25 protein-coding genes are annotated in these 22233 nt (G+C 42.2%); 9 read left to right on the forward strand and 16 right to left on the reverse strand.

The window, feature by feature from the left end; genetic code table 11:
- Positions 1-304: 304 nt before the first annotated feature.
- From FTV41_RS08985 to def, 3 genes are all read right to left on the reverse strand, one after another.
- The gene (locus FTV41_RS08985; RefSeq protein ID WP_179996423.1) at positions 305-2341 is read right to left on the reverse strand and encodes a TonB-dependent copper receptor; all 2037 of its coding nucleotides are present in this window, start codon (positions 2339-2341) and stop codon (positions 305-307) included.
- Between the two features lie 62 nt (positions 2342-2403).
- Complete coding sequence (locus FTV41_RS08990) at positions 2404-2838, reverse strand: DUF2946 family protein (protein WP_154321168.1); 435 nt, start codon at positions 2836-2838, stop codon at positions 2404-2406.
- Between the two features lie 107 nt (positions 2839-2945).
- Positions 2946-3476 (reverse strand): peptide deformylase, encoded by a 531-nt coding sequence (gene def / locus FTV41_RS08995; protein WP_154321169.1) that lies wholly within the window; start codon positions 3474-3476, stop codon positions 2946-2948.
- Positions 3477-3597: 121 nt separating this feature from the next.
- Here def and FTV41_RS09000 point away from each other — a divergent pair, with 121 nt between their 5' ends.
- The 3 genes from FTV41_RS09000 to FTV41_RS09010 are packed head-to-tail and all read left to right on the forward strand — an operon-like array spanning position 3598 to position 6617.
- Complete coding sequence (locus FTV41_RS09000) at positions 3598-4755, forward strand: LysM peptidoglycan-binding domain-containing protein (protein ID WP_179996424.1); 1158 nt, start codon at positions 3598-3600, stop codon at positions 4753-4755.
- A gap of 20 nt (positions 4756-4775) precedes the next feature.
- The gene (gene dprA, locus FTV41_RS09005) at positions 4776-5999 is read left to right on the forward strand and encodes a DNA-processing protein DprA (protein ID WP_179996425.1); all 1224 of its coding nucleotides are present in this window, start codon (positions 4776-4778) and stop codon (positions 5997-5999) included.
- 48 nt (positions 6000-6047) lie between these two features.
- Positions 6048-6617, forward strand: coding sequence for an L-threonylcarbamoyladenylate synthase (locus tag FTV41_RS09010; RefSeq protein ID WP_179996426.1), 570 nt, complete (start codon positions 6048-6050; stop codon positions 6615-6617).
- Positions 6618-7008: 391 nt separating this feature from the next.
- Here FTV41_RS09010 and FTV41_RS09015 read toward each other — a convergent pair whose 3' ends face one another.
- On the reverse strand, positions 7009-7950 hold the full coding sequence (locus FTV41_RS09015; RefSeq protein WP_373682955.1) for a DMT family transporter: 942 nt from the start codon (positions 7948-7950) through the stop codon (positions 7009-7011).
- A gap of 258 nt (positions 7951-8208) precedes the next feature.
- On the opposite strand from FTV41_RS09015, the gene FTV41_RS09020 reads away from it, so the two are divergent.
- Positions 8209-8754 (forward strand): glutathione peroxidase, encoded by a 546-nt coding sequence (locus tag FTV41_RS09020; protein WP_168526411.1) that lies wholly within the window; start codon positions 8209-8211, stop codon positions 8752-8754.
- A 162-nt stretch (positions 8755-8916) separates the two neighbouring features.
- Positions 8917-9510 carry a hypothetical protein gene (locus FTV41_RS09025; RefSeq protein ID WP_168419252.1) on the forward strand — a complete coding sequence of 198 codons (594 nt, stop codon included), beginning with the start codon at positions 8917-8919 and terminating at the stop codon, positions 9508-9510.
- Positions 9511-9603: 93 nt separating this feature from the next.
- On the opposite strand, the gene FTV41_RS09030 is transcribed toward FTV41_RS09025, so the two are convergent.
- From FTV41_RS09030 to FTV41_RS09075, 10 genes are all read right to left on the reverse strand, one after another.
- Positions 9604-10023, reverse strand: coding sequence for a F0F1 ATP synthase subunit epsilon (locus FTV41_RS09030; RefSeq protein ID WP_168419253.1), 420 nt, complete (start codon positions 10021-10023; stop codon positions 9604-9606).
- A 27-nt stretch (positions 10024-10050) separates the two neighbouring features.
- Positions 10051-11445: a F0F1 ATP synthase subunit beta gene (gene atpD / locus FTV41_RS09035; RefSeq protein WP_004970134.1), complete on the reverse strand. Its 1395-nt coding sequence runs from the start codon at positions 11443-11445 to the stop codon at positions 10051-10053.
- 29 nt (positions 11446-11474) lie between these two features.
- A complete protein-coding gene (gene atpG / locus FTV41_RS09040) occupies positions 11475-12344 on the reverse strand; it encodes a F0F1 ATP synthase subunit gamma (protein ID WP_096902733.1) in 870 nt (289 codons plus the stop codon).
- Positions 12345-12427: 83 nt separating this feature from the next.
- Positions 12428-13972, reverse strand: a complete 1545-nt coding sequence (gene atpA / locus FTV41_RS09045) for a F0F1 ATP synthase subunit alpha (protein ID WP_104852884.1) — start codon at positions 13970-13972, stop codon at positions 12428-12430.
- A gap of 40 nt (positions 13973-14012) precedes the next feature.
- Positions 14013-14549, reverse strand: a complete 537-nt coding sequence (locus FTV41_RS09050) for a F0F1 ATP synthase subunit delta (protein WP_004970141.1) — start codon at positions 14547-14549, stop codon at positions 14013-14015.
- 14 nt (positions 14550-14563) lie between these two features.
- On the reverse strand, positions 14564-15034 hold the full coding sequence (locus FTV41_RS09055; protein ID WP_004970142.1) for a F0F1 ATP synthase subunit B: 471 nt from the start codon (positions 15032-15034) through the stop codon (positions 14564-14566).
- A gap of 39 nt (positions 15035-15073) precedes the next feature.
- Positions 15074-15319 carry a F0F1 ATP synthase subunit C gene (gene atpE / locus FTV41_RS09060; protein WP_000424060.1) on the reverse strand — a complete coding sequence of 82 codons (246 nt, stop codon included), beginning with the start codon at positions 15317-15319 and terminating at the stop codon, positions 15074-15076.
- Positions 15320-15404: 85 nt separating this feature from the next.
- Positions 15405-16280: a F0F1 ATP synthase subunit A gene (gene atpB / locus FTV41_RS09065; RefSeq protein WP_004970145.1), complete on the reverse strand. Its 876-nt coding sequence runs from the start codon at positions 16278-16280 to the stop codon at positions 15405-15407.
- A gap of 103 nt (positions 16281-16383) precedes the next feature.
- Complete coding sequence (locus tag FTV41_RS09070; protein WP_004970147.1) at positions 16384-16782, reverse strand: ATP synthase subunit I; 399 nt, start codon at positions 16780-16782, stop codon at positions 16384-16386.
- A gap of 172 nt (positions 16783-16954) precedes the next feature.
- Entirely contained in the window at positions 16955-17794 is an 840-nt protein-coding gene (locus tag FTV41_RS09075; protein ID WP_104852883.1) for a metal ABC transporter solute-binding protein, Zn/Mn family, read from the reverse strand.
- A 135-nt stretch (positions 17795-17929) separates the two neighbouring features.
- Here FTV41_RS09075 and FTV41_RS09080 point away from each other — a divergent pair, with 135 nt between their 5' ends.
- From FTV41_RS09080 to znuB, 3 genes are read left to right on the forward strand one after another with little or no spacing between them, the layout of a single operon-like run.
- Positions 17930-18424 (forward strand): transcriptional repressor, encoded by a 495-nt coding sequence (locus FTV41_RS09080; protein WP_004970151.1) that lies wholly within the window; start codon positions 17930-17932, stop codon positions 18422-18424.
- Positions 18400-19188, forward strand: coding sequence for a zinc ABC transporter ATP-binding protein ZnuC (znuC, locus tag FTV41_RS09085; protein WP_179996427.1), 789 nt, complete (start codon positions 18400-18402; stop codon positions 19186-19188). The genes FTV41_RS09080 and znuC overlap by 25 nt, the downstream gene beginning before the upstream one ends.
- Before the next feature lie 3 nt (positions 19189-19191).
- The gene (gene znuB, locus FTV41_RS09090) at positions 19192-19992 is read left to right on the forward strand and encodes a zinc ABC transporter permease subunit ZnuB (protein WP_004970154.1); all 801 of its coding nucleotides are present in this window, start codon (positions 19192-19194) and stop codon (positions 19990-19992) included.
- On the opposite strand, the gene FTV41_RS09095 is transcribed toward znuB, so the two are convergent.
- Positions 19989-20387: a hypothetical protein gene (locus FTV41_RS09095; protein ID WP_136144785.1), complete on the reverse strand. Its 399-nt coding sequence runs from the start codon at positions 20385-20387 to the stop codon at positions 19989-19991. The genes znuB and FTV41_RS09095 overlap by 4 nt on opposite strands.
- Before the next feature lie 111 nt (positions 20388-20498).
- Positions 20499-21113 (reverse strand): LysE family transporter, encoded by a 615-nt coding sequence (locus FTV41_RS09100; protein ID WP_373682956.1) that lies wholly within the window; start codon positions 21111-21113, stop codon positions 20499-20501.
- Between the two features lie 174 nt (positions 21114-21287).
- On the opposite strand from FTV41_RS09100, the gene FTV41_RS09105 reads away from it, so the two are divergent.
- The gene (locus tag FTV41_RS09105; RefSeq protein ID WP_179996428.1) at positions 21288-22208 is read left to right on the forward strand and encodes a Dyp-type peroxidase; all 921 of its coding nucleotides are present in this window, start codon (positions 21288-21290) and stop codon (positions 22206-22208) included.
- Positions 22209-22233 lie beyond the last annotated feature (25 nt).

Here is a 22233-nt window from a genome sequence, read left to right on the forward strand (position 1 = left end):
TCAATCAACCAAGCTATTGTTTTTCAACAAGTTTTTATCAACATCACCGCCGATGGATGTGCATTATAGGCCAAATATTTTGCCATGCAAGGCTTTTTGTAAAAGAAATATTTCGAGTGTTTATTTTATAAACCCAAAAACAGATAAGCTACTGTTTTATCTCATAAATTTATTTTAATAAAAATCTGTGCAATTCTTCAAAATACAATCACAAGATTTAATCTATTGTTTTATATGAAATTGTTCTAATAAAAAAGTAAAAAGCAGAGCCTAAACCCTGCTTTTGGTTTAAATAAATTTCAAATTAGAACTTCATACTGATACGCGCCCAATAGTTACGACCACTATTGTTAAACTGAACTTTTGCTGCACTACCAGTCCCATTTAAACCTAGTTTATTTAAATGTTCGCTATACGTTTTATCCAAAACGTTATCAACACCCACAGACACATCAACACTTTTATTGAGGTTATAGCTGCCATTTAAAGACAACACGCCAAAGCCACTGCTCTCTTTGAGGTCGTAACCTACGATATTACCTTCATCTTTACTTATACGACTTTGACCATCGACTACACGTAATAATGCACCTAAAGTGTATCTATCTTGAACATAGCGTAGGTTTAAACGTCCTTCCAAAGGCGAAATTTGTGGTAACGGCGTATTGTCTGTGGTGTTTTCACCCCACGCATACATGGCACTCACATCAGCTTGCAAAGCATCGGTAAATTGATAACCCATACCAACTTCTGCCCCAGCAATGGTTGCATCCACATTGCGCGTATGCGCATCTGTCATACTCGTATATTTAGTTAGAATATAGTCATTAATCAAACCCGCATAAGCCGATGCCCAAGAACTAAATGCACCATGTTCGTGCTGATAACCTAGATCGAGTTGTAAGGTTTTTTCAGTATCTAGATTTTTAAAAGTCGTACCTTCAACACCGTTTAAATCTGTTCTAAACAATTCCCAATAATCAGGAACACGCTCTACATAACCCAAGCCAACATACGTTTTGGCATCATGGTGTGGGTGCTGATTTTCCAAACGGATAAAGCCACTTGGCAAAGTTTCTTTACGTTGTTGAGCTGTTTGTACTGCATCAACTTCGACCTGATCAATAACTTCGACCTGATCAATACGTACACCTGTGACTAACTTATTTTGATCATTGAATTGATAACCAAGCTCACCAAAACCACCTATAGATTGAAACTCCATATCCACAGTACGAGGCAAATTTTTATAGCTGTTCATTCTGCCTTTACGACCACTATGCTCATTATTTTGAGTATCAACACCTGTCACAAAGTCAACTTTATCCCACTCATGTGTCACCGCCATACGCGCATTTAAAGTTTTCCGTGCCACATTGTTTGCCATAGGATGCATCATCCCCCCTGCAGGATTAAACTCACGCAGGCTGAAGTTATCCATCACGTGATCGTTAAAGCTATAGTTCACCTGCGCTTCAATTTTCTTAATCACATCGGTGATATTTTTCTTTTCTACACGTAAACCTAAACTTTCGCGGTCAAATTCAGCACCATCCATTGTACGGCCCGCATAAACCACTTCAGCATCACCACGACCACCTGTCAGTTCTAGCCAAGTGTTTTCATCGGGTGTCCAACCTAAAGCCACATCGGCATTCCAACGCTCCCAATCCGAAGGAACAGTTGTACCATTACCATCTTTATAGCTATCTGCTACAGAACGGTTGGCGTTTAAACGGATGTATTTATGCTCATCACCCGCAGCCGCTTCAACATTATGATCTAAACGGCCAAATGACCCCATCAAGACACTGGCTTGGCCACGATAGTTTTGACCTTCACCAAATTGCTCAGGCTTACGCTCAAACAATACCGTTGCTGCCGAACCTGTGTTGGCATATTGCACCGTTTGCGGGCCTTTAATGACGGTAATTTCATCAAAACTTTCTGGTGAAATATAAGAAGTTGGCGAATCCATACGGCTAGGACATGCGCCTAAGTTTTCAGAACCATCGGTTAAAATTTTAATACGTGAACCGAACATACCACGAAAGGTCACGTCACCATTGGTACCCGCGCCACTGTTCACCGCACTAAAACCGACAATGCTTTGTAAATAATCTGCACCATCTGTGGCTGGAATAGGCTGAATGGGTTGTTTTGGATTGGCACGTACCACCAGACCATTAGCAGCATTGCCCTGTTGTGCGGTGGCAACAATTGGGGCAAGACTATGCGTATTCGCAGACAGCATACTTTGATCGGCAAACGCACTTGCTGAATAGCAGGCAACACAAACTGCAGCCGCAACAGGCTGTAATAAAAATTTAGGCTGAGCCATTTTATTTCTCACTTAAAACATAAATACAGTTAGGGTCAAAGCAGACCCGAAAAACATTGAATTTATGCAAAGTGAGGTGGAGCACGTCCTTGCGGAAGTAAAAAGAGTTGCTGAAGTGCAAACCAAACATGTTGAAAGCGTTTTTGGAAAGCCAAAAGACGCACCTGAATGCGATCAAGTACTTCTTTAAGCTCTAATTCAGGTGGCAAGACCAAGTTGCCATAGACCGTACAATACTGACATTGATGTGAAGCATCGTGATGATGATGTTCATGCTGTACGGTCAGTTGCTGATCATCGGTCTGTGATGTAGATGAATGTGCAGTATGCGAAGAATTTGTATGCACTGCGTGGGCTTGTGGCAACAAAAGTGCACGCGTGATGGTTTCACAGACTGGCGCAACTTGATATTGCTCAGGCAGCAAAGGCTGTAAAAATACAGCAATCTGTAAAAAAACTGCGATAAATGAAAGCAGTAAGCCACTACGCAACAACAAAAACATCTATCCTGAATTTGTGTGGCGCAAGTATAACAAAGCCCAATCGAAATTGGGCTGATTTTTATGCTTTGGTCTAAACATGGACAACTAGATGGTTGTTTGTTTTAACGCTTCACAGCAACTTTTTCTTTCTGACGCTGGCGCACTACTTTTTCCACTTTTTCACGGGCACGCTGTCTTTTGAGTGGTGATAAATAATCGACAAATAATTTACCATTTAAGTGATCCATTTCATGTTGGATACAAACAGCGAGAAGTTGATCTGCTTCTAGCTCAAAGGTTTGACCCTCAAGGTTAATCGCTTCAATTTTTACACGTGACGGACGCTCAACTTTGTCGTATATTTGAGGCACTGACAAACACCCTTCTTCATACGGTTGGGTCTCTTCAGTCAATGGGGTAACTTTGGGGTTAATGAAGACCATGGGTTGATCTTTATTTTCAGATAAATCCATGACAATCAGCTGAATATGATGATCTACCTGTGTCGCAGCTAGACCAATTCCTGGTGCGGCATACATAGTTTCAAACATATCTGCAGCAAGCTGACGAATTTCGTCAGTCACTTCTTCAACTGGTTTGGCAATGGTACGCAAACGAGGATCCGGGAAACTTAAAATAGGTAATAAGGCCATGGGACGTCCTCACTTATATGCCATTGATCAAAAAACCGAATGAAGGAATGCTTCATCAAAAAAATGTGTGTAAGATCGTTATTATAACGCAACTACATACATAATTTTAGGAATTATGATAATGAAAAAGGTTTTGACAGACACATCCTCTTTTCGTGTCTTGGGGTTTAAAAAGCAAGTTTTAGCGCTCGCTGTATGTCTCACAGTGGGACTTGGGGCAATGAGTGTGGCTGAAGCAGCACCTGCACGAAATATTAATCCGCCTGCTTTAAAAGCCAATGCACCGAATGTGTATGTGGTGAAAAAAGGCGATACCTTGTGGGATATTTCTAAAAAATTCCTGAATAATCCACTGCGCTGGCCTGAAATTTGGGCAAGCAACCGCCACGTGAAAAATCCACACTGGATTTTCCCGGGTGACCGCTTGTTAATGTGTACCTATGAAGGTCGCCCAATTATTGGTAAAGATGAAGGTGATGGCTGTGAAGGCATTATCCGTCGTTACACTGGCAAGAGCACCAATTTACAGCCACAAATTCGCGTAGAATCTTTAAATAATACAATTCCTGTGATTCCACTGGAATACATCAAGCATTGGTTAGAGCGCAGCAGCATTATTGCCGCAGATGCACTGCAAGGCACACCTTATATTTTAGGTACTTCTGATCAACGCGTGTTGGCTGCTAAAGGACAAAGCGTGTATGCACGTGGTGCAGGCCTAGAAGTTGGTCAACGTTATGCTGTCTATCGTGAAGGCGAACCGTACATGCTGACCGATGCCAATGGTCAAAAATTCAATGCAGGCTTAGAACTCACTCAAGTTGCAACTGGTATTGCAGTACGTGGTGAAAATGACATTACTACGCTTGAGTTGACCGACACTTACAACGCTGAAGTGCGTCGTGGTGACCGTGTCTTGCCTGTTTATGACCCAATGTTACCAACGCTGTTCTATCCGACCCATGCTGAAAATGTAACTGCAGGCGGTCAAGTGGTTCGTGTAATGGGTTCTATTGGTACGGCTGCAAAACACAGTGTGGTTGCCATTGACCGTGGTACGCTGCATGGCGTGCAATCAGGCCACGTATTCTCTGTCGCTCAAAAAGGCGAAGTTGTCACCGACCCGAAAACCAAAGAGCGTGTTCAGCTTCCAGGCGAACGTATTGGCAATATCATGGTCTTCAAGAGCTTTGACCACATTAGCTATGCCTATGTTTTAGACAGCGAATTGCCAATTAAAGTGGGTGCGAACTTACAAACACCCCTAATGGACGACTAAAAATAGTCTGAGATGGTGACATGTTGAATTCATTCACCCCACATCAAATTGACTACATTAAGTTGTGGTATTTGGTTCAGCATTCACTGTCGAGTTTTTATAAACTAGAACAATATTTTGGTTCCGTGGCTGCCGCAGTGCAGCCCGAACACCTCCTCACATGGTCAGATGTGCGCATTCATGCCAACCATCTACAACGCGCCAAAGAATATCTCAGCCCAACAGGGCAACTCGCCTTTGAACAATGTCTGAATCAACTGCAACAGCAGTGCGATTTTATTCTAACTTTGGACGATGCGGACTATCCCAATCAGTTACGACCCTATTCCAACAAGCCACCCATTTTATTTGGGCAAGGCAATGCACAGGCTTTGTTGCAAGCGCAAATTGCGATTGTCGGCAGTCGCAAAGCCAGCCCGCATGGTCGGCAAGTGGCTTATGATTTTGCTTATTATTTAAGTGAACAAGGGTTCTTTATCAATAGTGGTTTGGCACAAGGTATTGATGAAGCTGCACATCAAGGTGCTTTGCAGCATCAACGTACCATTGCAGTCATGGGCACAGGTTTGGACAGCACTTATCCAAGTGCACATCACAGCCTGCGCCAACAGATTGTGGAATGTGGTGGTGCCGTGATTACGGAGTTTTTACCGCAGACCAAGCCCTTGCAGCAACATTTTCCACGACGTAACCGTATTGTCAGTGGATTAAGTTTAGGCGTGATAGTTGCTGAAGCCAGTTTAAATAGTGGCTCGCTGATTACCGCGAAACTAGCAGCGGAGCAAGGCAAATTGATATTTGCCATTCCTGGACATATTTATAGTGAATTTCATCAAGGTTGCCATCAATTGATTCGTGAAGGTGCAATTTTGGTCGACCATCCTGAACAAGTGATTGAGGATTTAGCCCTGCCAACCCAATGGCAATATCAACAAAACCAAATAGCATCAAGCCAAAATCAGACTACAGCAGCTTCAACAAAAGCAAAATTATCTACACCACCGACTGAAGCAATACTTCAAACCACCACAACAAAAACAGCAGATACAAGTACACCGCATATTCCCGAGCATTTATTGGCACTGTATCAACAACTGGATTGGGTCGGACAAAGCATCGATCACTTGGCACAGCAACTGAATTTAGATATTGCCACACTCACCAGCGCATTAATGGAACTGGAACTCATGGGCTTCTGTTTACAACAATCAGGTTTATATCTGCGTTGTCGTCCACTCAAATAAGGTTCACAATAAGCGCCTATTTCACGTTTCTGTTTAGGTAAAACTCCCATGATTACAACTTCTGTCACCGAAGCCGCTGCATGTCTACAACAAGGACAGGTACTGGCCTATCCTACAGAGGCGGTTTGGGGATTGGGATGTGATCCATATAATCAACAGGCATTTTTGGAAATTTTGCGTCTGAAACAGCGTCCGATTGAAAAAGGTGTGATTTTACTGGCAGGACATCTGTCACAAGTAGAGCATTTGCTGCAGGATTTAAACCCCGAAATGCGAGATCGCGTAATTGCGTCATGGACGAATACTTATCCCACAGATCGAGCAACCACCTGGCTATTACCCAGCACAGCCGCAATTCCAGAGTGGATTACAGGTCAACACCCCAAAGTAGCGGTGCGCGTAACCAATCATCCTTTATGTATGGCGTTATGCCATGCCTTTGATGGCTTTATTGTTTCAACCAGTGCCAACCCTGCTGGACATGAACCTGCGCGTTCCCTACAAGAAGCAACCCATTATTTCCAGCAACAACTGCATTATTTAAATGGTGATTTAGGCTTAAGCCAACAACCTAGCAGAATTTTAGATGCAGAGACAGGTTTGGTCATTCGCGCCTAGGCTTAGACAAATTTTAGATAAAAAAAAGCTCAACCATATAGGGATGGTTGAGCATAAAAAGGATGTGTATAAAAGCACATCCAGAGGGTACGAAAATCTTGCTGCGAATGATGTCTTACTAAGTTTTTGCTAGAGCAGATCATTTCCAGTACGTGAATTATGGAGTAATTTAGTCGACTATACAAATAGATTATTTCTATTAATCTTACATAAATAATCAATGATAGACTTATCACTTTTTCTTAACAATTTAAATTATCTTACTATTTTTTCAATTATTTTAGAAAAATTAAAAAAACTGTCATAAATTATATGCCTAAATCCTGTATATTTTTTGAATAAAACAGTATTTTAGATACATCTTTAATGCTCAAAAAAAGAGCAAATGCACTCAATTTTTTAGTGGAATTTGCACACGAGTTTTCATTTGAGCCAAAACAATGCCCACTAAAATAATCAAACCACCAACAGTGTGATAGCTCCCCCATACTTCTGCCAGCCAAAAATAAGCAATGATTGCAGTAAATACAGGCATCAAATTCATAAAAATACTGGTACGGTTTGGCCCTAAGTGCTGTACTGCCAACATCCACACCAAAGGTGCAATAATGGATGGAAAAATCCCCGCATACAAAACACTGAAACTATTTTGACTATTGAGCGGATCTAAGCCTAGCCACACAATGAAAGGTAGATGATAAATCAGCGCAAAAATTATTTGTACATACAGGCTAAGCATTAAAGGCAGTTTTAAATTCCATTTCTTTAAAAACACCCCATAAAAAGCATAAAAGAACACGGCTAGCACCATCAGCATGTCGCCTGCATGCCCAGTCAGCTGTGCTAATTGGCTGAAATCTCCCTGTGCAATCACATACAACAAACCAAAAAATGAAATAATGCAGCCCAAAATTGCAAATTTTGTTGGAATGTCCCTTAAAATAATCAAAGACACCAATACCGTAAACATAGGAATAAATGCATTGATGATGCCCATGTTGGTGGCAGTCGTATAATTGGCTGCAGTGTAGCTTAGCCCTTGATACAGCACCAAACCAAAGGCACTTAAAACAGCTAGCTGTTTTAAATGTGGACGAATTAAACTGCGTTGCTGCCAAACTTTAGGTAATATCCAAGGCGTGAGAATCAAAAATGCAATAAGCCAGCGGTAAAAGCTGATACTCACTGGTGAAATATATTCTGCGACATAACGTGTCACGGCAATATTAAGCGACCAAATTAATACCGCAATCACAGGGAGTAGAATTGCCCAAAGTGCACCTTTGGCTGGCTGTGTCATGTCTGCATCATCCTTGTTGCACGTCAGCTGCATAAGCTTGCTGCTGTTTTCTGATCATCCAATTGAATTGATTGCTTGAAGCCCAAACTAAACTTCAGGGCTATTTATGGCACTTTTCGCTCAACTTATCCACCAATATTTTTAAATGATGATAATCCTTATATTTTTTTAATTTATAGTCCTTCTTCTTTTACACACAAATACAATAAATTTTCTGGTTTTCAACTTGCTGTGCTTTATAAATCCAGTTAAAACAATAACACTTTATATCATTCGCATTTGGACACTTACATGAGCCATTCGGTCTATAACATTCCCGTTCTCACCAATTCAGGTGAAGAAACCACATTAAATCAATATGCTGGAAAAGTATTGTTGATTGTTAATGTCGCCTCTAAATGTGGCTTAACCCCACAGTATGAAGGCTTACAAAAATTGTATGCGGATCAAAAAACACAAGGTTTGGAAATTTTGGCTTTTCCATCCAATGACTTTTTGGCTCAAGAACCAGGCAGTGATGCAGAAATTCAGGAATTCTGTTCATTGAATTATCAGGTGAGTTTCCCGTTATTTGCTAAAATTCCTGTGGTGGGTGAGCACAAGCACCCATTGTATCGCACCTTAATTCAGGCCATTCCAGAACGCATAGGTGAAGGCCCATGGTGGAAAGATTTGGTCGATTATGGCTTAACCCCAAATAATCCACCGGAAATTTTATGGAACTTTGAAAAATTCCTAGTTAACAAGCAAGGTGAAGTCGTAGCACGTTTTGCGCCTGATCTAACTGCAGAAGACCCACGAATTTTGGATGCGATTGCAGCAGAACTCGCTAAATAATGCTTGGCAATGAACACTTTATACAGGGAATTTGCTTCGGCAATTCCTTGTTTTTCGTTTCAACCACACTTCTAATATTTGTTATTGCTTTGCAATAATCTGTTTTTTATTCATATTTTCGTTTTATATTGGTTTTAATGCCTTATAAATGATTAGATCAAGATGAATACACCATTTTCTAAATATGCAATACTGCTCCCCCTACTCAGCGCAGGTTTACTACTCAGTGCTTGTGAACAGGCATCTGGCCCTCAAAGCAGCTCAGTCGAAGAACAAGGGACTGTAACTTCTAGCAATAGCAATCCTGATGCAACACAAGCACCCCTAAGCAGCGGCAATATGTTTTACATTGTGCGCGATGTAGCTGATCTACAACTTAAAGCTGGACAATATGTTGAACAGCTCAATCAGTCCAAATCAGAATTGCAAACAGCAATCAACGCACAAGACCCACAACAACTCCAGCTTGCTACAACTCAATTACAACAGCAACTGCATGGTTTTAATCAAACCCTCAGCAGCTTAGATTTAAAAACACAAGAAATTGATACGATTCGTCAAAACCTGTTAGCAGCCAATCAACAAGTTTTAAACTCCCCGTTTTTAAACGGTCAAATTAACCTTAGTCAGGTCGATTTTAAAAAGCTAGAACAGCAAATGGGCAATATTCAATCTGAAATGGTGAAGTTGGCGGGTATGATTTTGCAGGGTGAAGCGACTCCGAATAGCAAAACTGATGCTGCTGATGCGTCCTAAGCTTCTGAAATATCAAACACTGCAGTAATTCACTTTTATCAGCCATAAAAAAAGCCACTCTTTCGAGTGGCTTTTTCAATCTTAAACCAGCAATTAAAGTGCGCGGTTTTTGATTTTGCGGATGGTTTCCAACTGCGCAGCAGTTTCTGCCAAAGCAGCCAAAGCAGCAGCAGAGTCCAAATCGCTCTTTTGATTCGCCAACAATTGTTCAGCGTGTTTACGCGCTTCAAGAATTGCTGCTTCATCTAAGTTTTCTGCACGAACTGCAGTATCTGCAAGAATCGTAACAACATGCGGTTGAACTTCTAGAACACCACCAGATACATAGATTAATTCTTCTGTACCATTTTCCAGCAGAACGCGGATTGCACCCGGCTGAAGCAAAGTTACTAGTGGTGCGTGACCCGGCATAATACCGAGTTCACCGCCAGCACCTTTTGCAATTAGCATAGTCACAGTGCCAGAGTACAAAGACTCTTTTACACTTACAACGTCACATTGCATAGTCGCCATGAGAATCTCCTAAATTAGAGCTGCTAATTAAAGTTTCTCGGCTTTAGCAATCACTTCGTCAATACCACCAACCATATAGAACGCTTGTTCTGGGATATGATCGTATTCACCAGCTAGAAGACCTTTAAAGCCACGAATTGTATCTTTAAGCGGTACAAGTTTACCAGGCGCACCAGTAAATACTTCTGCTACGTGGAACGGTTGAGAGAAGAAACGTTGGATCTTACGTGCACGGTATACAGTAAGTTTGTCTTCTTCTGACAATTCGTCCATACCAAGAATTGCGATAATGTCTTTCAATTCTTTATAACGTTGAAGAACGTTTTGAACCGAACGAGCAATTTCGTAATGCTCAGTACCAACAACTAATGGATCTAACTGACGTGAAGTTGAGTCTAGTGGATCGATCGCAGGGTAAATACCTTGAGATGCAATGTCACGGCTCAATACTACAGTTGCGTCTAAGTGCGCAAACGTTGTAGCAGGCGATGGGTCAGTTAAGTCATCGGCAGGTACGTATACAGCTTGAATAGATGTAATCGAACCAGACTTAGTTGAAGTAATACGCTCTTGAAGAACACCCATCTCTTCTGCAAGTGTAGGCTGGTAACCTACTGCAGATGGCATACGACCTAGAAGTGCTGATACTTCAGTACCTGCTAGTGTATAACGGTAGATGTTGTCTACGAACAATAATACGTCACGACCTTTACCGTTCTCGTCTTTTTGATCACGGAAGTACTCAGCCATAGTCAAACCAGTTAACGCTACGCGTAAACGGTTACCAGGTGGCTCGTTCATCTGACCGTAAACCATGGCTACTTTGTCAAGAACGTTAGAGTCTTTCATCTCGTGATAGAAGTCGTTACCTTCACGGGTACGCTCACCAACACCAGCGAATACAGATAAACCTGAGTGCGCTTTAGCGATGTTGTTGATCAACTCCATCATGTTTACGGTTTTACCAACACCCGCACCACCGAACAGACCAACTTTACCACCTTTTGCGAACGGGCAAAGTAAGTCAATGACTTTAATACCTGTTTCTAGAAGGTCAGTAGAAGCCGCTTGTTCTGCATAAGAAGGCGCTTGACGGTGAATTGGTAAACGCTCTTCAGTTGCAACTGGACCAGCTTCGTCGATAGGGCGACCAAGAACGTCCATGATACGACCAAGAGTCGCTGTACCTACAGGTACAGAGATTGGAGCGTTTGTGTTAGTTACGTTCAAACCACGCTTAAGGCCTTCAGTAGAACCCATTGCAATAGTACGAACTACGCCATCACCAAGTTGTTGCTGAACTTCTAATGTAGTTTCAGTACCGTCAACTTGGAGAGCGTCATAGATCTTAGGAACGCTGTTGCGTTCAAACTCGACGTCGATAACCGCGCCGATGATCTGAATGATACGACCGCCACTCATTGCTGTCTCCTCAATTCAAACTAATAATGTTAAACGGCAGCGGCACCACCAACGATCTCAGAAATTTCCTGAGTAATCGCGGCTTGACGCAGCTTGTTATAAATAAGTTGTAGGCTCTTGATCAGTTCACCTGCGTTGTCTGTTGCAGCTTTCATTGCAACCATACGTGCAGACTGTTCACATGCGATGTTTTCAATCACACCTTGATAAACCATAGACTCGATGTAACGAACCAATAAACCATTTAACAGCTCTTCAGCTTCTGGTTCATAGATATAGTCCCAACCGTATTGACGGTTAAGAGTCTTGTTTTCTTCAGCAGCTGCTAAAGGAACAAGTTGTTCGATTTTCTGATCTTGAGTCATGGCATTTACAAAGCCATTCGATACGAGGTAAATGCGATCTAACTCGCCTTTATCGTACGCATCCAACATCACTTGCACAGAACCAGATAACTGTTCAAGACTTGGCGCATCACCTACGTTTGTAGTTGCACCAAGCACTTTACCGCCGTAGTTTTTAAAAAACGAAACCGCTTTTTGACCAATTAAAGCAAACTGAACTTCAATTGACTGCTCTTGTTGTTGCTGTACATGCTTTACAACTTTCTTGAACAAGTTAATGTTCAAGCCACCTGCCAAACCACGATCTGAAGACACAATGATATAACCCACGCGTTTTACAGGGCGTTCGATCATATAACGGTGTTTGTATTCAGGGTTCGCCTGTACCAAATGAGCAATTACACGGTGCATATTTTCGGCATACGGACGGCCTTGAGCCATGCGCTCTTGCGCACGACGCATCTTAGAAGCAGCAACCATTTGCATCGCGCGAGTAATCTTTTGCGTGCTCTTGATACTAGCAACTTTGGCGCGAATTTCTTTTAAATTTGCCATACGCTTAACCTAGTATTCGAAAGCCCTTTCAGGCTTCCGAAGGTTGATTCCGTGAACCAAACCCCTAACTAGCCAATGCTAAATTAGTAAGTTTGAGTCGCTTTAAAGCTTTCAATACCTGCTTTGATTGCAGCTTCGATGTCTTTGTTGAAATCACCAGTTTCATCGATTTGTTGCATTAACGCAGCATTTTCTGAACGGAAGTAAGAAATTAACGCAGCATCAAAGTCTACGATTTTCTTCACTTCTACGTCAGCCATGTAGCCTTCGTTAGATGCATAAACTGAAACAGCTTGGTCAGCAATTGAGTATGGCGCATATTGTTTCTGCTTCATTAACTCAGTTACACGTTGACCATGTTCAAGTTGCTTACGAGTTGCTTCATCAAGGTCAGAAGCGAACTGAGCAAATGCTGCCAATTCACGGTATTGCGCCAAAGCGGTACGGATACCACCAGACAATTTTTTGATGATCTTAGTTTGAGCAGAACCACCAACACGCGATACAGAAATACCCGCGTTCACAGCAGGACGGATACCTGCGTTGAATAATGATGTTTCTAAGAAGATCTGACCATCAGTAATCGAAATTACGTTGGTTGGAACGAATGCAGATACGTCACCTGCTTGAGTTTCAATAATCGGCAATGCAGTTAAAGAACCAGTTTGACCTTTAACTTCACCGTTAGTGAATTTCTCAACGTAGTCAGCAGATACACGAGAAGCACGCTCAAGTAGACGCGAGTGTAGATAGAACACGTCACCCGGATAAGCTTCACGACCTGGTGGACGACGTAAAAGCAATGAAATTTGACGATACGCAACAGCTTGCTTAGACAAGTCATCATAAATGATAAGCGCGTCTTCACCACGGTCACGGAAGTATTCACCCATTGTACAGCCAGAGTACGGAGCAAGATACAACATTGCTGCTGGATCTGCCGCTGCTGCTGCAACAACAGTTGTATACGCCATAGCGCCAGTTTCTTCTAGCTTGCGTACTACGTTTGCGATAGTCGATTGTTTTTGACCAATTGCTACGTATACACACTTAATGCCAGAGTTTTTCTGAGCGATGATCGCATCGATCGCCATTGCTGTTTTACCAGTTTGACGGTCACCAATGATCAACTCACGTTGACCACGGCCTACAGGGATCATGGTATCAACTGATTTATAACCAGTTTGAACAGGTTGATCCACTGATTGACGCCAAATTACGCCTGGTGCTACTTTTTCTACAGCATCAGTTAATTTTGCATCAATAGGGCCTTTACCATCAATTGGGTTACCCAAAGCATCTACTACACGGCCTAAAAGTTCTGGACCAACCGGAACTTCTAATACACGACCTGTGCAACGTGCTTTTTGACCTTCTTGAAGGCTTAAGTAGTTACCTAAAACAACGACGCCCACTGAATCCTGTTCTAGGTTCAGTGCCATACCAAATAAGCCGCCGTCGAATTCGATCATTTCACCGTACATTGCATCAGCAAGGCCGTGAATGCGCACAATACCGTCGGATACCATAACAATGGTACCTTCGTTTTTAGCGGTCGCGCTGGTGTCCAGATCGCCGATACGCTGTTTAATGAGCGCACTGATCTCGGATGGATTCAGTTGTTGCATTGCGCTATACCTCAATCTTTTATTAGTTCAGTCTTCGCAATTAAGCTAAAAGACGTGTCCGCATTTTTTCAAGCTTGTTAAGCGCAGAATCATCTATCACTTGGTCGCCTGCACGAATAACCACACCCGCAATTAACGCTGGGTTCACTTCTACAGAAACATTTACTGCCGCAGCGAAACGTTTTTCTAACGCTTGAGCAAGAATTTGTTCTTGTACAGAAGTCAATGGGAATGCTGATTCAATCACAACATCCACAGTATTGTTATTCTGTGATTTGAGCTGTTCGTATTCTGCTTGAATTTCAGGAAGCAAAGCCAAACGGTTGTTTTCAGCAAGCAATGTCAAAAAGTTTGACACTGCTGCAGTTTGGTCTTCACCTAAAACTTTGGCAAAAATACTCACCTGCTCAGCAGGCGTAAGCTCAGGGCGATTTAAGTAAGCTGAAAATGCTTCGTCTTGCACCGCAGCACTGAGCAAGTTAAGTGCTGTTGACCAATTGTCAGTTGCACCTTGCTCAGAAGCGTAAGCAAATGCTGCTTTAGCGTATGGGCGTGCCAACGTCAAGAGTTCAGCCATAATCTGCCTCTCTCTTAAAGTTTAGCAGCCAGCTGAGTCAGCATGGCATTGTGAGCTTCTGCGTCAACTTGCTGGCTAAGAATTTTCTCTGCACCAGTTACTGCAAGCGCAGCTACTTGTTGACGTAATTCTTCGCGAGCAGAATTGATTTCTGTATCAACAGCTTCTTTCGCTTGTTGACGAATACGCTCACCTTCAGCAGATGCTTGGGTACGCGCTTCTTCTACCAATTGTGCTGCACGACGATTCGCTTGTTCGATCAATTGAGCCGCTTGTGCTTTAGCTGCATCTAATTCAGCTTTCACTTGAGCTTGCGCATCGGCAAGATCAGCTTTGGCTTTCTCAGCTGCATTTAAGCCGTCAGCAATACGACGCTGACGCTCACTAATCGCATTGATTAGTGGTGGCCATACAAACTTCATGCAGAATGCGACGAAAATCGCAAATGCAATCGCTTGGCCAAACAATGTGAGGTTGATATTCATTGCAAATTCCTCAAATAGTGAATTTCGGAATTAAGCTGATTAACCTACAAATGGATTAGCGAAGATGAAGAACAAGCCAATACCAACACCGATCATAGGCACAGCATCAAGAAGACCTGCGATTAAGAACATACGAGTTTGAAGTTGTGGAGCCAATTCTGGTTGACGAGCAACAGCTTCAAGGAAGCGACCGCCTAAAAGACCAAAACCAATCGCAGTACCTAAAGCACCGAAAGCGATCAAGATAGCAGATGCAATTGCAACTAGACCTAAAGTGAGTTCCATGATAATTCCTCAGAGGTTAGGTTTTATACCAAATTAAGTTAAAAAATTGTGTGCCCAACCGCCCGATGACAGTTAGGCCATACCATTAATGCTTTTCGCTTGCCATGCTCATGTACACGATAGTCAACATCATGAAAATGAATGCTTGTAGCGTAATAATCAAAATGTGGAAAATCGCCCAAGGCACAGACAATGCCCACTGGATCCAGAACGGTAATAACGCGATAAGAATGAAGATTAACTCTCCCGCATACATGTTACCGAACAGTCGTAGAGCCAATGAAACTGGTCGCGCCAAGAAAGTAGTCAATTCCAACAATAAGTTGAATGGAATTAAAAGCACTTTAGCAACTGGATTACTTGGGTTGAATGGGTTAAGTGCCAACTCACCAACGAAGCCGCCAACACCTTTCTCACGAATACTATAGAAAATAATTAAGAAGAATACAGAAATAGACATACCTAAGGTAATGTTTGGATCTGTAGTCGGAACAATTTTAAAGTAAACCTGATGAGGGTCCACACCCAGCATAGATGCAATCGCCTGTTGAGCTACATAAGGAATAAAGTCAACAGGGATCAAATCCATCAAGTTCATGAGGAAAATCCACACGAAAATGGTTAATGCTAAGGGTGCAATTAATCGAGACTTCCCATGGAAGGTATCACGTACACTTGAATCCACAAACTCGATAATCACTTCAATTACTGACTGGAATTTACCAGGCACGCCTGAATTTGCAGCTTTCGCAACAATCCAGAACAATAAACAGAAGATCAGACCAAGTCCGATAGACCAACCCATTGAATCCAAGTGAATAGCAGTGAACCCCATCTGTTGAGCTTCTTCAGCAGACTCAGCCAACTTCCATGAACCGTCTGGCATTTTGCCATAGGTCATATTGGTCAAGTGATGCTTGATATACTCGGTCGAAGTAAGGGCATGTTCTTCAGCAGCCATAAATCACACCTGGTCAATGTAAAAAAACTAATAGAACAAACGAACATCGCGTGCTGCTTGATATCTCGCCTATTCCTGAAAAACTTTTCAATTTTTGCTGCGTTTAGACTCGTTTTTGTAATCGTGACACCCAAAATGGCGCAACCCACGACATGCTTTGAACGAGCATAAAACCACAAAACAATGCCACCGGGGATAACGGCTGTACATTGCTTAAAATTAAAATGAATCCTACGATCACGATTGCAAACTTACCGAGCATTCCTCTATACATGTTCGAAAGAACCTGTCTGGACGCTCGTGCACCTGCTGCTCGAAACGACTGCCATGAAAAATAACAACTTGCCAACCAACAAACACTAGCACCAAGTGCAGCGCTTAAGGCAGCCGTTGAGTCTTTCAAGACCCACGCTATCAGGGCTGAAACTGGAATCATGAATGCTTGTAAGAAGACCAAAGCTTTAGCTAATCGTCGGTCAATCAAGCGACTAGTTCGGCTCATTTTTTTATCCACTCACAGCATTAATGCTTGACAAGTTCAACTGATGATCGTTTTTTATCGCAGGCATTATAGAGTTAGCCCCCTGAACATGCAATCGTTTCCCGACCTTAGTCGTGTTTTTTTGCATGTTTGTCTCGGAATTGTCATATTTCAATTTTGCTTAAAAAACGCATCATTTTCGTGCATTTAATACACAAGCCTTGGTTTGCTTTGCTAATTGCTGCCACGCTTGCACAAAATCATCTGCACCGCGCATGCTTTCATCGACCTTTTGAAACACAATTGGATTCAATTTCATATACTGATTTTTACTGGCATGTCCTTCTGCAAGTAGGCACATTTTTGGATTTGGTCGGTGATCGTTCAAATATTTAATTTGTGCGACTGTTGGCGCAATATGCGGATCATTGGTCATCGACCCAGAAAATTCTAAATTTAAGGCACGTTCTAAATATTGATAGGCATCGTGATAAGCCCAATATGGCTGTACTGCAGTTTGAGTCTGAAACTGACTTGCACTTTTGAATAAACTCTGTGCGAAGGCACGTGCGTTATTCCAATAAGCATCGCGATGTTCAGGCATTTGCTGAGAACGTAACGCGGCAATAAAGAAGCCGATACGCACCGCATTGTTTGGGTCTAGCCAGACATGGCTGTCTACTGTATTTTTTAATGCTGCACCACGTTCTGAACGCTGCGGCAAAGTTTTCATAATGCCCGTATCTAATAAAGCAATCGCTTTAGGATTTTGATGTAATACACGTTCTAGCGGTGCTTCATGCGCCTTACCTAGCCAAATAATTAAATCCGCATCTTGGATGATTTTTCGATGTGCAGGCGTGAGCGATACATCATGCCCTGTTTGATCTGCCAGTAATAACGTGGGTGTTTCGATATTTTGCGTGACTTTTTGGGCAATCAAATAGATAGGATGGGTAGACACCACCAAAGCCTGCGCCATGCTGACAGTACTGCATAACGCTAAAAGACAGAAACTAAATAAACGAAACATTGCGGCATATCACGAAAAATCGACAAATGTTATAATATAACAAATTTATAAAAATACCTACGTATAATCGAAACTAATAACGCTTCATGCTAAGATTTACTGTCGTTTTTCTTTTAAAGTTCAACTGGGGTGGCTATGAGCTTATGTTCGCACGAGCATCACAATGCATTACATGGCGTTCACGACCATCACAATGTCGATCAACGTCTTGCCGAAGCTGAAAGTTTATGTGCGGCAACAGGTGCTCGTTTAACACCGCTACGTAAAGAAGTGTTGGAACTCATTCTCAAGGCATCTGCACCAATGGGTGCTTATGATTTATTGGCGAAAATTAAAAGTGAGTCTGATCGTCCTGCAGCACCGCCAACGGTGTACCGTACTTTAGATTTTTTACTGGAAAAAGGACTAATTCACCGTTTGACTTCAATCAATGCCTATATTCCTTGCTGTCATCCACGTGAAGGACACCAAGCGGCTTTTTTAATCTGTACTGAATGTAAAGTCGTTAAAGAAGCTTCAGCGCAAGGTTTATTAGAGCAATTAGATCAGTTGGCAGCCTCTGACCGCTTTAGCCCGCATCACAGCATTATTGAGATTTCTGGAAAATGTCAGCAGTGCAACAGCAAATAACCACTGCACCGCTCATCGCCTTGCACAATATTCAGGTGCGAATAGATGAGCGCGATATTTTAAAAAATGTCGATTTTGAATTACATGCACGTGAAATAGTCACGCTAATTGGCCCCAATGGCGCAGGAAAATCGACTTTAATTAAAGTCTTGCTTGGCATTGTAAAACCCAATACAGGCAAGCTCGTAAATGCTCGCAAACTGACCTTTTCTTATGTGCCGCAAAAGTTTAATCCTTCACACAGCTTACCTTTAAGAGTGAAAGATTTACTGGCTTTAGAAAAATGCCCAGACGCAATTAAAGCAGAAATTATCCGCGATACTGGGATTGCCAAACTGCAAGATTCGAAAGTACAACAACTGTCTGGTGGTGAGCGGCAACGGGTGTTATTGGCACGTGCTTTATTGCGTCAACCCGATGTTTTGGTACTGGATGAGCCGATGCAAGGACTAGATATTCAGTCCGAAGCTGAACTGTATGACTATGTGCGTAACTTACCAAGCAAATATGGCTGTGCGGTGTTGATGGTGTCACATGATTTGCAATGGGTCATGCAAGGTACGCACCGTGTGGTATGTTTAAATAAACACATTTGCTGTAGCGGCTTGCCCGAAAATGTACAGCAACATCCTGAATACCAAGCTATTTTTGGAACTAATCGGGTGTTTTATCAACATCACCATGAACACTGCGCACATGGTGATCATGCCGAGCCTTGTCAGCATGATTCACGTCCTCATATTCACCCTGAACCGGAAGCTTAACCCATGATGGATTGGCTACAATTGCTGTTACCTGCATGGATCATGGGCAGTTTATTGGTATTTTTGACCGCCCCACTTGGCTGTTTAATGCTGTGGCGACGTATGTCCTTTTTTGCCGATACGATGGCGCATGGCACCTTATTGGGTGTGGCGATTGCAGGCGCGTTGAGTTTACCTCTGTGGATGGGTGTGACCTTCTTGGCATTATTATTGGTGGGTGTTTTATGGATTTTACATGATCCACGGTTGCCGAATGATGCATTATTGGCGCTCTGCTCTGCGACCTTGCTCTGTTCAGGGTTGCTCTTTATTCAACATATTCCAAGTTTGCGCCCTGAGTTGCTGAGCTATTTATTTGGTGATTTACTCACCATTTCATGGGCAGATTTACCTGTATTTGCCCTAGTGATTATTGTTGCTTTAGCGGTGCTGTATAAATTTTGGCAGGCACAAATTCAAATTGCAATTGACCCTGATATTGCGGTCAGTGAAGGCGTGAATGCCCAATGGCAACGCCTGATTTTTATGTTGTTGTTGGCATTATTTACCGTATTGGCTTTACGTGCAGTCGGTTCTTTATTGATGGGCGCATTGTTGGTGATTCCCGCTTTAACCGCACGTTTATTGGCTCACTCGCCTAAACAAATGGTGATTTGGGCATTTATTGTGGCGCAAATTGCAGTCAGCGTAGGTTTATGGTCAAGTGCGGGCTTAAATATTTCGACAGGTTTAAGTATTGTGATGACTATGGCGATCATTTTTGCGGTGATTTTTAGCGTTCAAAAAGTCAGAAAGATAGCTTAGTTTTTCGTTAATGAATATCTATATTTTTGTATTGCAGCAATGAGCATTACGACCAAAAATGGCAGTATATACGCTATCCACAGTGCTATATCACTATGAATCACTTGCTGTAAAAGACTCAATTGCTGCTGACTTTCTGAAACAGCATTCCAATCTATCTTTTGTAGATAAAACATTGCATGAATGGCAATCAACAACACAGCCGTAATATTAATCAACACCACACTTTGCCACACCGTATGTTTAAAATAAGTTTGCAAGGCGGCAAATACAAAAGAAAAAATCAAATTGATACTCAAATGTGCCATCAAAGCAATTGGCCAAAACACGCTATCTACTGAAAACTGAATTGCTAATCCAATTGCAATTAAAGTTGAAAAACTTAAAAGCAACATGCTGATCCACCAATGTTGCCAATAAAGTGCTCGCGGAATACATTTTATTTTCAACGTATGTCTCAATCTATTTTTATAATTACAGCGTACACTTTTGTGTAATTGAAGACATTACTGATGCACCAAACTTAACAAAAAAGCAGCGCCTGCAAACAATGCAGCAAAAGTACGATTCATGACTTTTTGCTGCTTCGGTGATCTTAACAAACGCAAAACTTTTGCAGCCAAGCCCGTATAGCCCGCCATCACAATCAAATCAATACTAATCATGGTCAGTGCCATAATTGCATATTGCGTCCATTGCGGTTTAGATAAATCTAAAAATTGCGGTAAAACTGCCAATAAAAACACAATTGCTTTAGGATTGCTCATATTGACCAGAAAGCCGTACATCACCAATTTTCCAGCAGATTTGCGCGTCAACTCATGCTGAATTTCAATCGACTGTGCAGGCGCTGCCCATTGCAAATACGCCAGATACAACAAATACGCCACACCAAACCATTTCACAATCAGAAATGCCCAAGGCGTTGTCGCAAATAATACCCCTGCCCCTGCGGCTACAATCGCAATTTGCAATAATAAAGCCAGTTGTAGACCAATCGCATTCCAATAACCATGTCGAAAACCATAACTCAAACCACTCGACATCGAAGCAATCGCACCCGCGCCAGGTGAAACACTAATCACCCAACAGGCCAACAGGCCAACATAAACGCAATCCAAACTTGATAAGACATATATCGCTGCTTTTCACAAGACAGTGCATTATATGATATTTCACTTAATCTCATGGCTAAAAACGTTGAATAAAATCGGGTTCAGGCTATTAAGCCTGCATGCAATCAGGCACAATAAAGTCAACTTTATAGAAAACAACAAATTTTTCAGGAGCTATACATGACTGCCCAATCTGTAATTTTGCCACTACCTTCAGATCATACTCGCTTTCTTGTACTTCGTTTAAAAGACTTAAGCATTACTGAGTTAAAAGAAAAATTGGCTGACTTGTTTAGCACACGGGATCGTTTGATTACCCAACATCCACATGCCCAAATTAAAACTGGCGTTGCTTTTGGTCCTGAACTTTGGGCACAACTCTATGAGCAATCTCCAGATGGTTTTAAACAATTACAACCGATTCAAGGGGCGTACCCAATGCCTGTCGTGCCTGCCGATGTGATTATTCATCTCGCGAGTGCCCGTTCAGATATTTGCTTTGCGCTCAGTCAGGCCTTTTTTGAGGGGATCCAAGACAAAATTGAAGTGTTGGATGAACGGGTCTGTTTCCGTTATTTTGATGGACGCGACATGACGGGATTTATTGATGGTACCGAAAACCCACAATTTCCAGATGATCGTGCCGAAGTTGCACTTTTAGGGGAAGATGCAGGCGTGTTTGCCGATGGTTCTTTTATTTTTGCACAGCGCTATTGTCACGATTTAGAAAAATGGAAAAAGCTCAAAGTCGATGCCCAAGAACACGTGATTGGACGCACCAAACTTGAATCGATTGAATTAGACGAAGATGTACAACCTGAAAATTCGCACGTTTCACGTACAGTCGTTGAAGATGATGCAGGCGATGAAATGGAAATTTTGCGCCATTCTTTACCTTATGGTGATGGCAAAGGCGATCAGGGTTTATTCTTTATTGCCTATACCAAAGATTTGAGCATTATTGATGCCATGTTAGAACGTATGTTTGGTACTTCAGGTGATGGCATCCATGACCGTTTATTGCACTTTGTGACTGCCATGGATGGCGCATATTACTTTGCCCCAAGTGAGGAGCTGCTAGAAGAAGTTTTGGAAGGTTAAGATAAAGAGGCCGACGAGAGTCGGC

It is taken from the genome of Acinetobacter sp. YH16051, assembly GCF_013417135.1.
Lineage (GTDB): Bacteria > Pseudomonadota > Gammaproteobacteria > Pseudomonadales > Moraxellaceae > Acinetobacter > Acinetobacter towneri.

Coding starts and splice junctions, on each gene's coding strand:
- atpA (WP_104852884.1), bottom strand. CDS start 13,972: ATGCAACAACTGAATCCATCCGAGATCAGTGCGCTCATTAAACAGCGT.
- FTV41_RS09080 (WP_004970151.1), top strand. CDS start 17,930: ATGAGCTTATGTTCGCACGAGCATCACAATGCATTACATGGCGTTCAC.
- FTV41_RS09050 (WP_004970141.1), bottom strand. CDS start 14,549: ATGGCTGAACTCTTGACGTTGGCACGCCCATACGCTAAAGCAGCATTT.
- FTV41_RS09010 (WP_179996426.1), top strand. CDS start 6,048: ATGATTACAACTTCTGTCACCGAAGCCGCTGCATGTCTACAACAAGGA.
- FTV41_RS09015 (WP_373682955.1), bottom strand. CDS start 7,950: ATGCAGCTGACGTGCAACAAGGATGATGCAGACATGACACAGCCAGCC.
- atpG (WP_096902733.1), bottom strand. CDS start 12,344: ATGGCAAATTTAAAAGAAATTCGCGCCAAAGTTGCTAGTATCAAGAGC.
- FTV41_RS09105 (WP_179996428.1), top strand. CDS start 21,288: ATGACTGCCCAATCTGTAATTTTGCCACTACCTTCAGATCATACTCGC.
- FTV41_RS09000 (WP_179996424.1), top strand. CDS start 3,598: ATGAAAAAGGTTTTGACAGACACATCCTCTTTTCGTGTCTTGGGGTTT.
- atpD (WP_004970134.1), bottom strand. CDS start 11,445: ATGAGTGGCGGTCGTATCATTCAGATCATCGGCGCGGTTATCGACGTC.
- FTV41_RS09030 (WP_168419253.1), bottom strand. CDS start 10,023: ATGGCGACTATGCAATGTGACGTTGTAAGTGTAAAAGAGTCTTTGTAC.
- atpE (WP_000424060.1), bottom strand. CDS start 15,319: ATGGAACTCACTTTAGGTCTAGTTGCAATTGCATCTGCTATCTTGATC.
- def (WP_154321169.1), bottom strand. CDS start 3,476: ATGGCCTTATTACCTATTTTAAGTTTCCCGGATCCTCGTTTGCGTACC.
- znuC (WP_179996427.1), top strand. CDS start 18,400: ATGTCAGCAGTGCAACAGCAAATAACCACTGCACCGCTCATCGCCTTG.
- dprA (WP_179996425.1), top strand. CDS start 4,776: ATGTTGAATTCATTCACCCCACATCAAATTGACTACATTAAGTTGTGG.
- FTV41_RS09095 (WP_136144785.1), bottom strand. CDS start 20,387: ATGTTGCTTTTAAGTTTTTCAACTTTAATTGCAATTGGATTAGCAATT.
- FTV41_RS09070 (WP_004970147.1), bottom strand. CDS start 16,782: ATGAGCCGAACTAGTCGCTTGATTGACCGACGATTAGCTAAAGCTTTG.
- znuB (WP_004970154.1), top strand. CDS start 19,192: ATGATGGATTGGCTACAATTGCTGTTACCTGCATGGATCATGGGCAGT.
- FTV41_RS08985 (WP_179996423.1), bottom strand. CDS start 2,341: ATGGCTCAGCCTAAATTTTTATTACAGCCTGTTGCGGCTGCAGTTTGT.
- FTV41_RS09055 (WP_004970142.1), bottom strand. CDS start 15,034: ATGAATATCAACCTCACATTGTTTGGCCAAGCGATTGCATTTGCGATT.
- FTV41_RS09020 (WP_168526411.1), top strand. CDS start 8,209: ATGAGCCATTCGGTCTATAACATTCCCGTTCTCACCAATTCAGGTGAA.
- FTV41_RS09075 (WP_104852883.1), bottom strand. CDS start 17,794: ATGTTTCGTTTATTTAGTTTCTGTCTTTTAGCGTTATGCAGTACTGTC.
- atpB (WP_004970145.1), bottom strand. CDS start 16,280: ATGGCTGCTGAAGAACATGCCCTTACTTCGACCGAGTATATCAAGCAT.
- FTV41_RS09025 (WP_168419252.1), top strand. CDS start 8,917: ATGAATACACCATTTTCTAAATATGCAATACTGCTCCCCCTACTCAGC.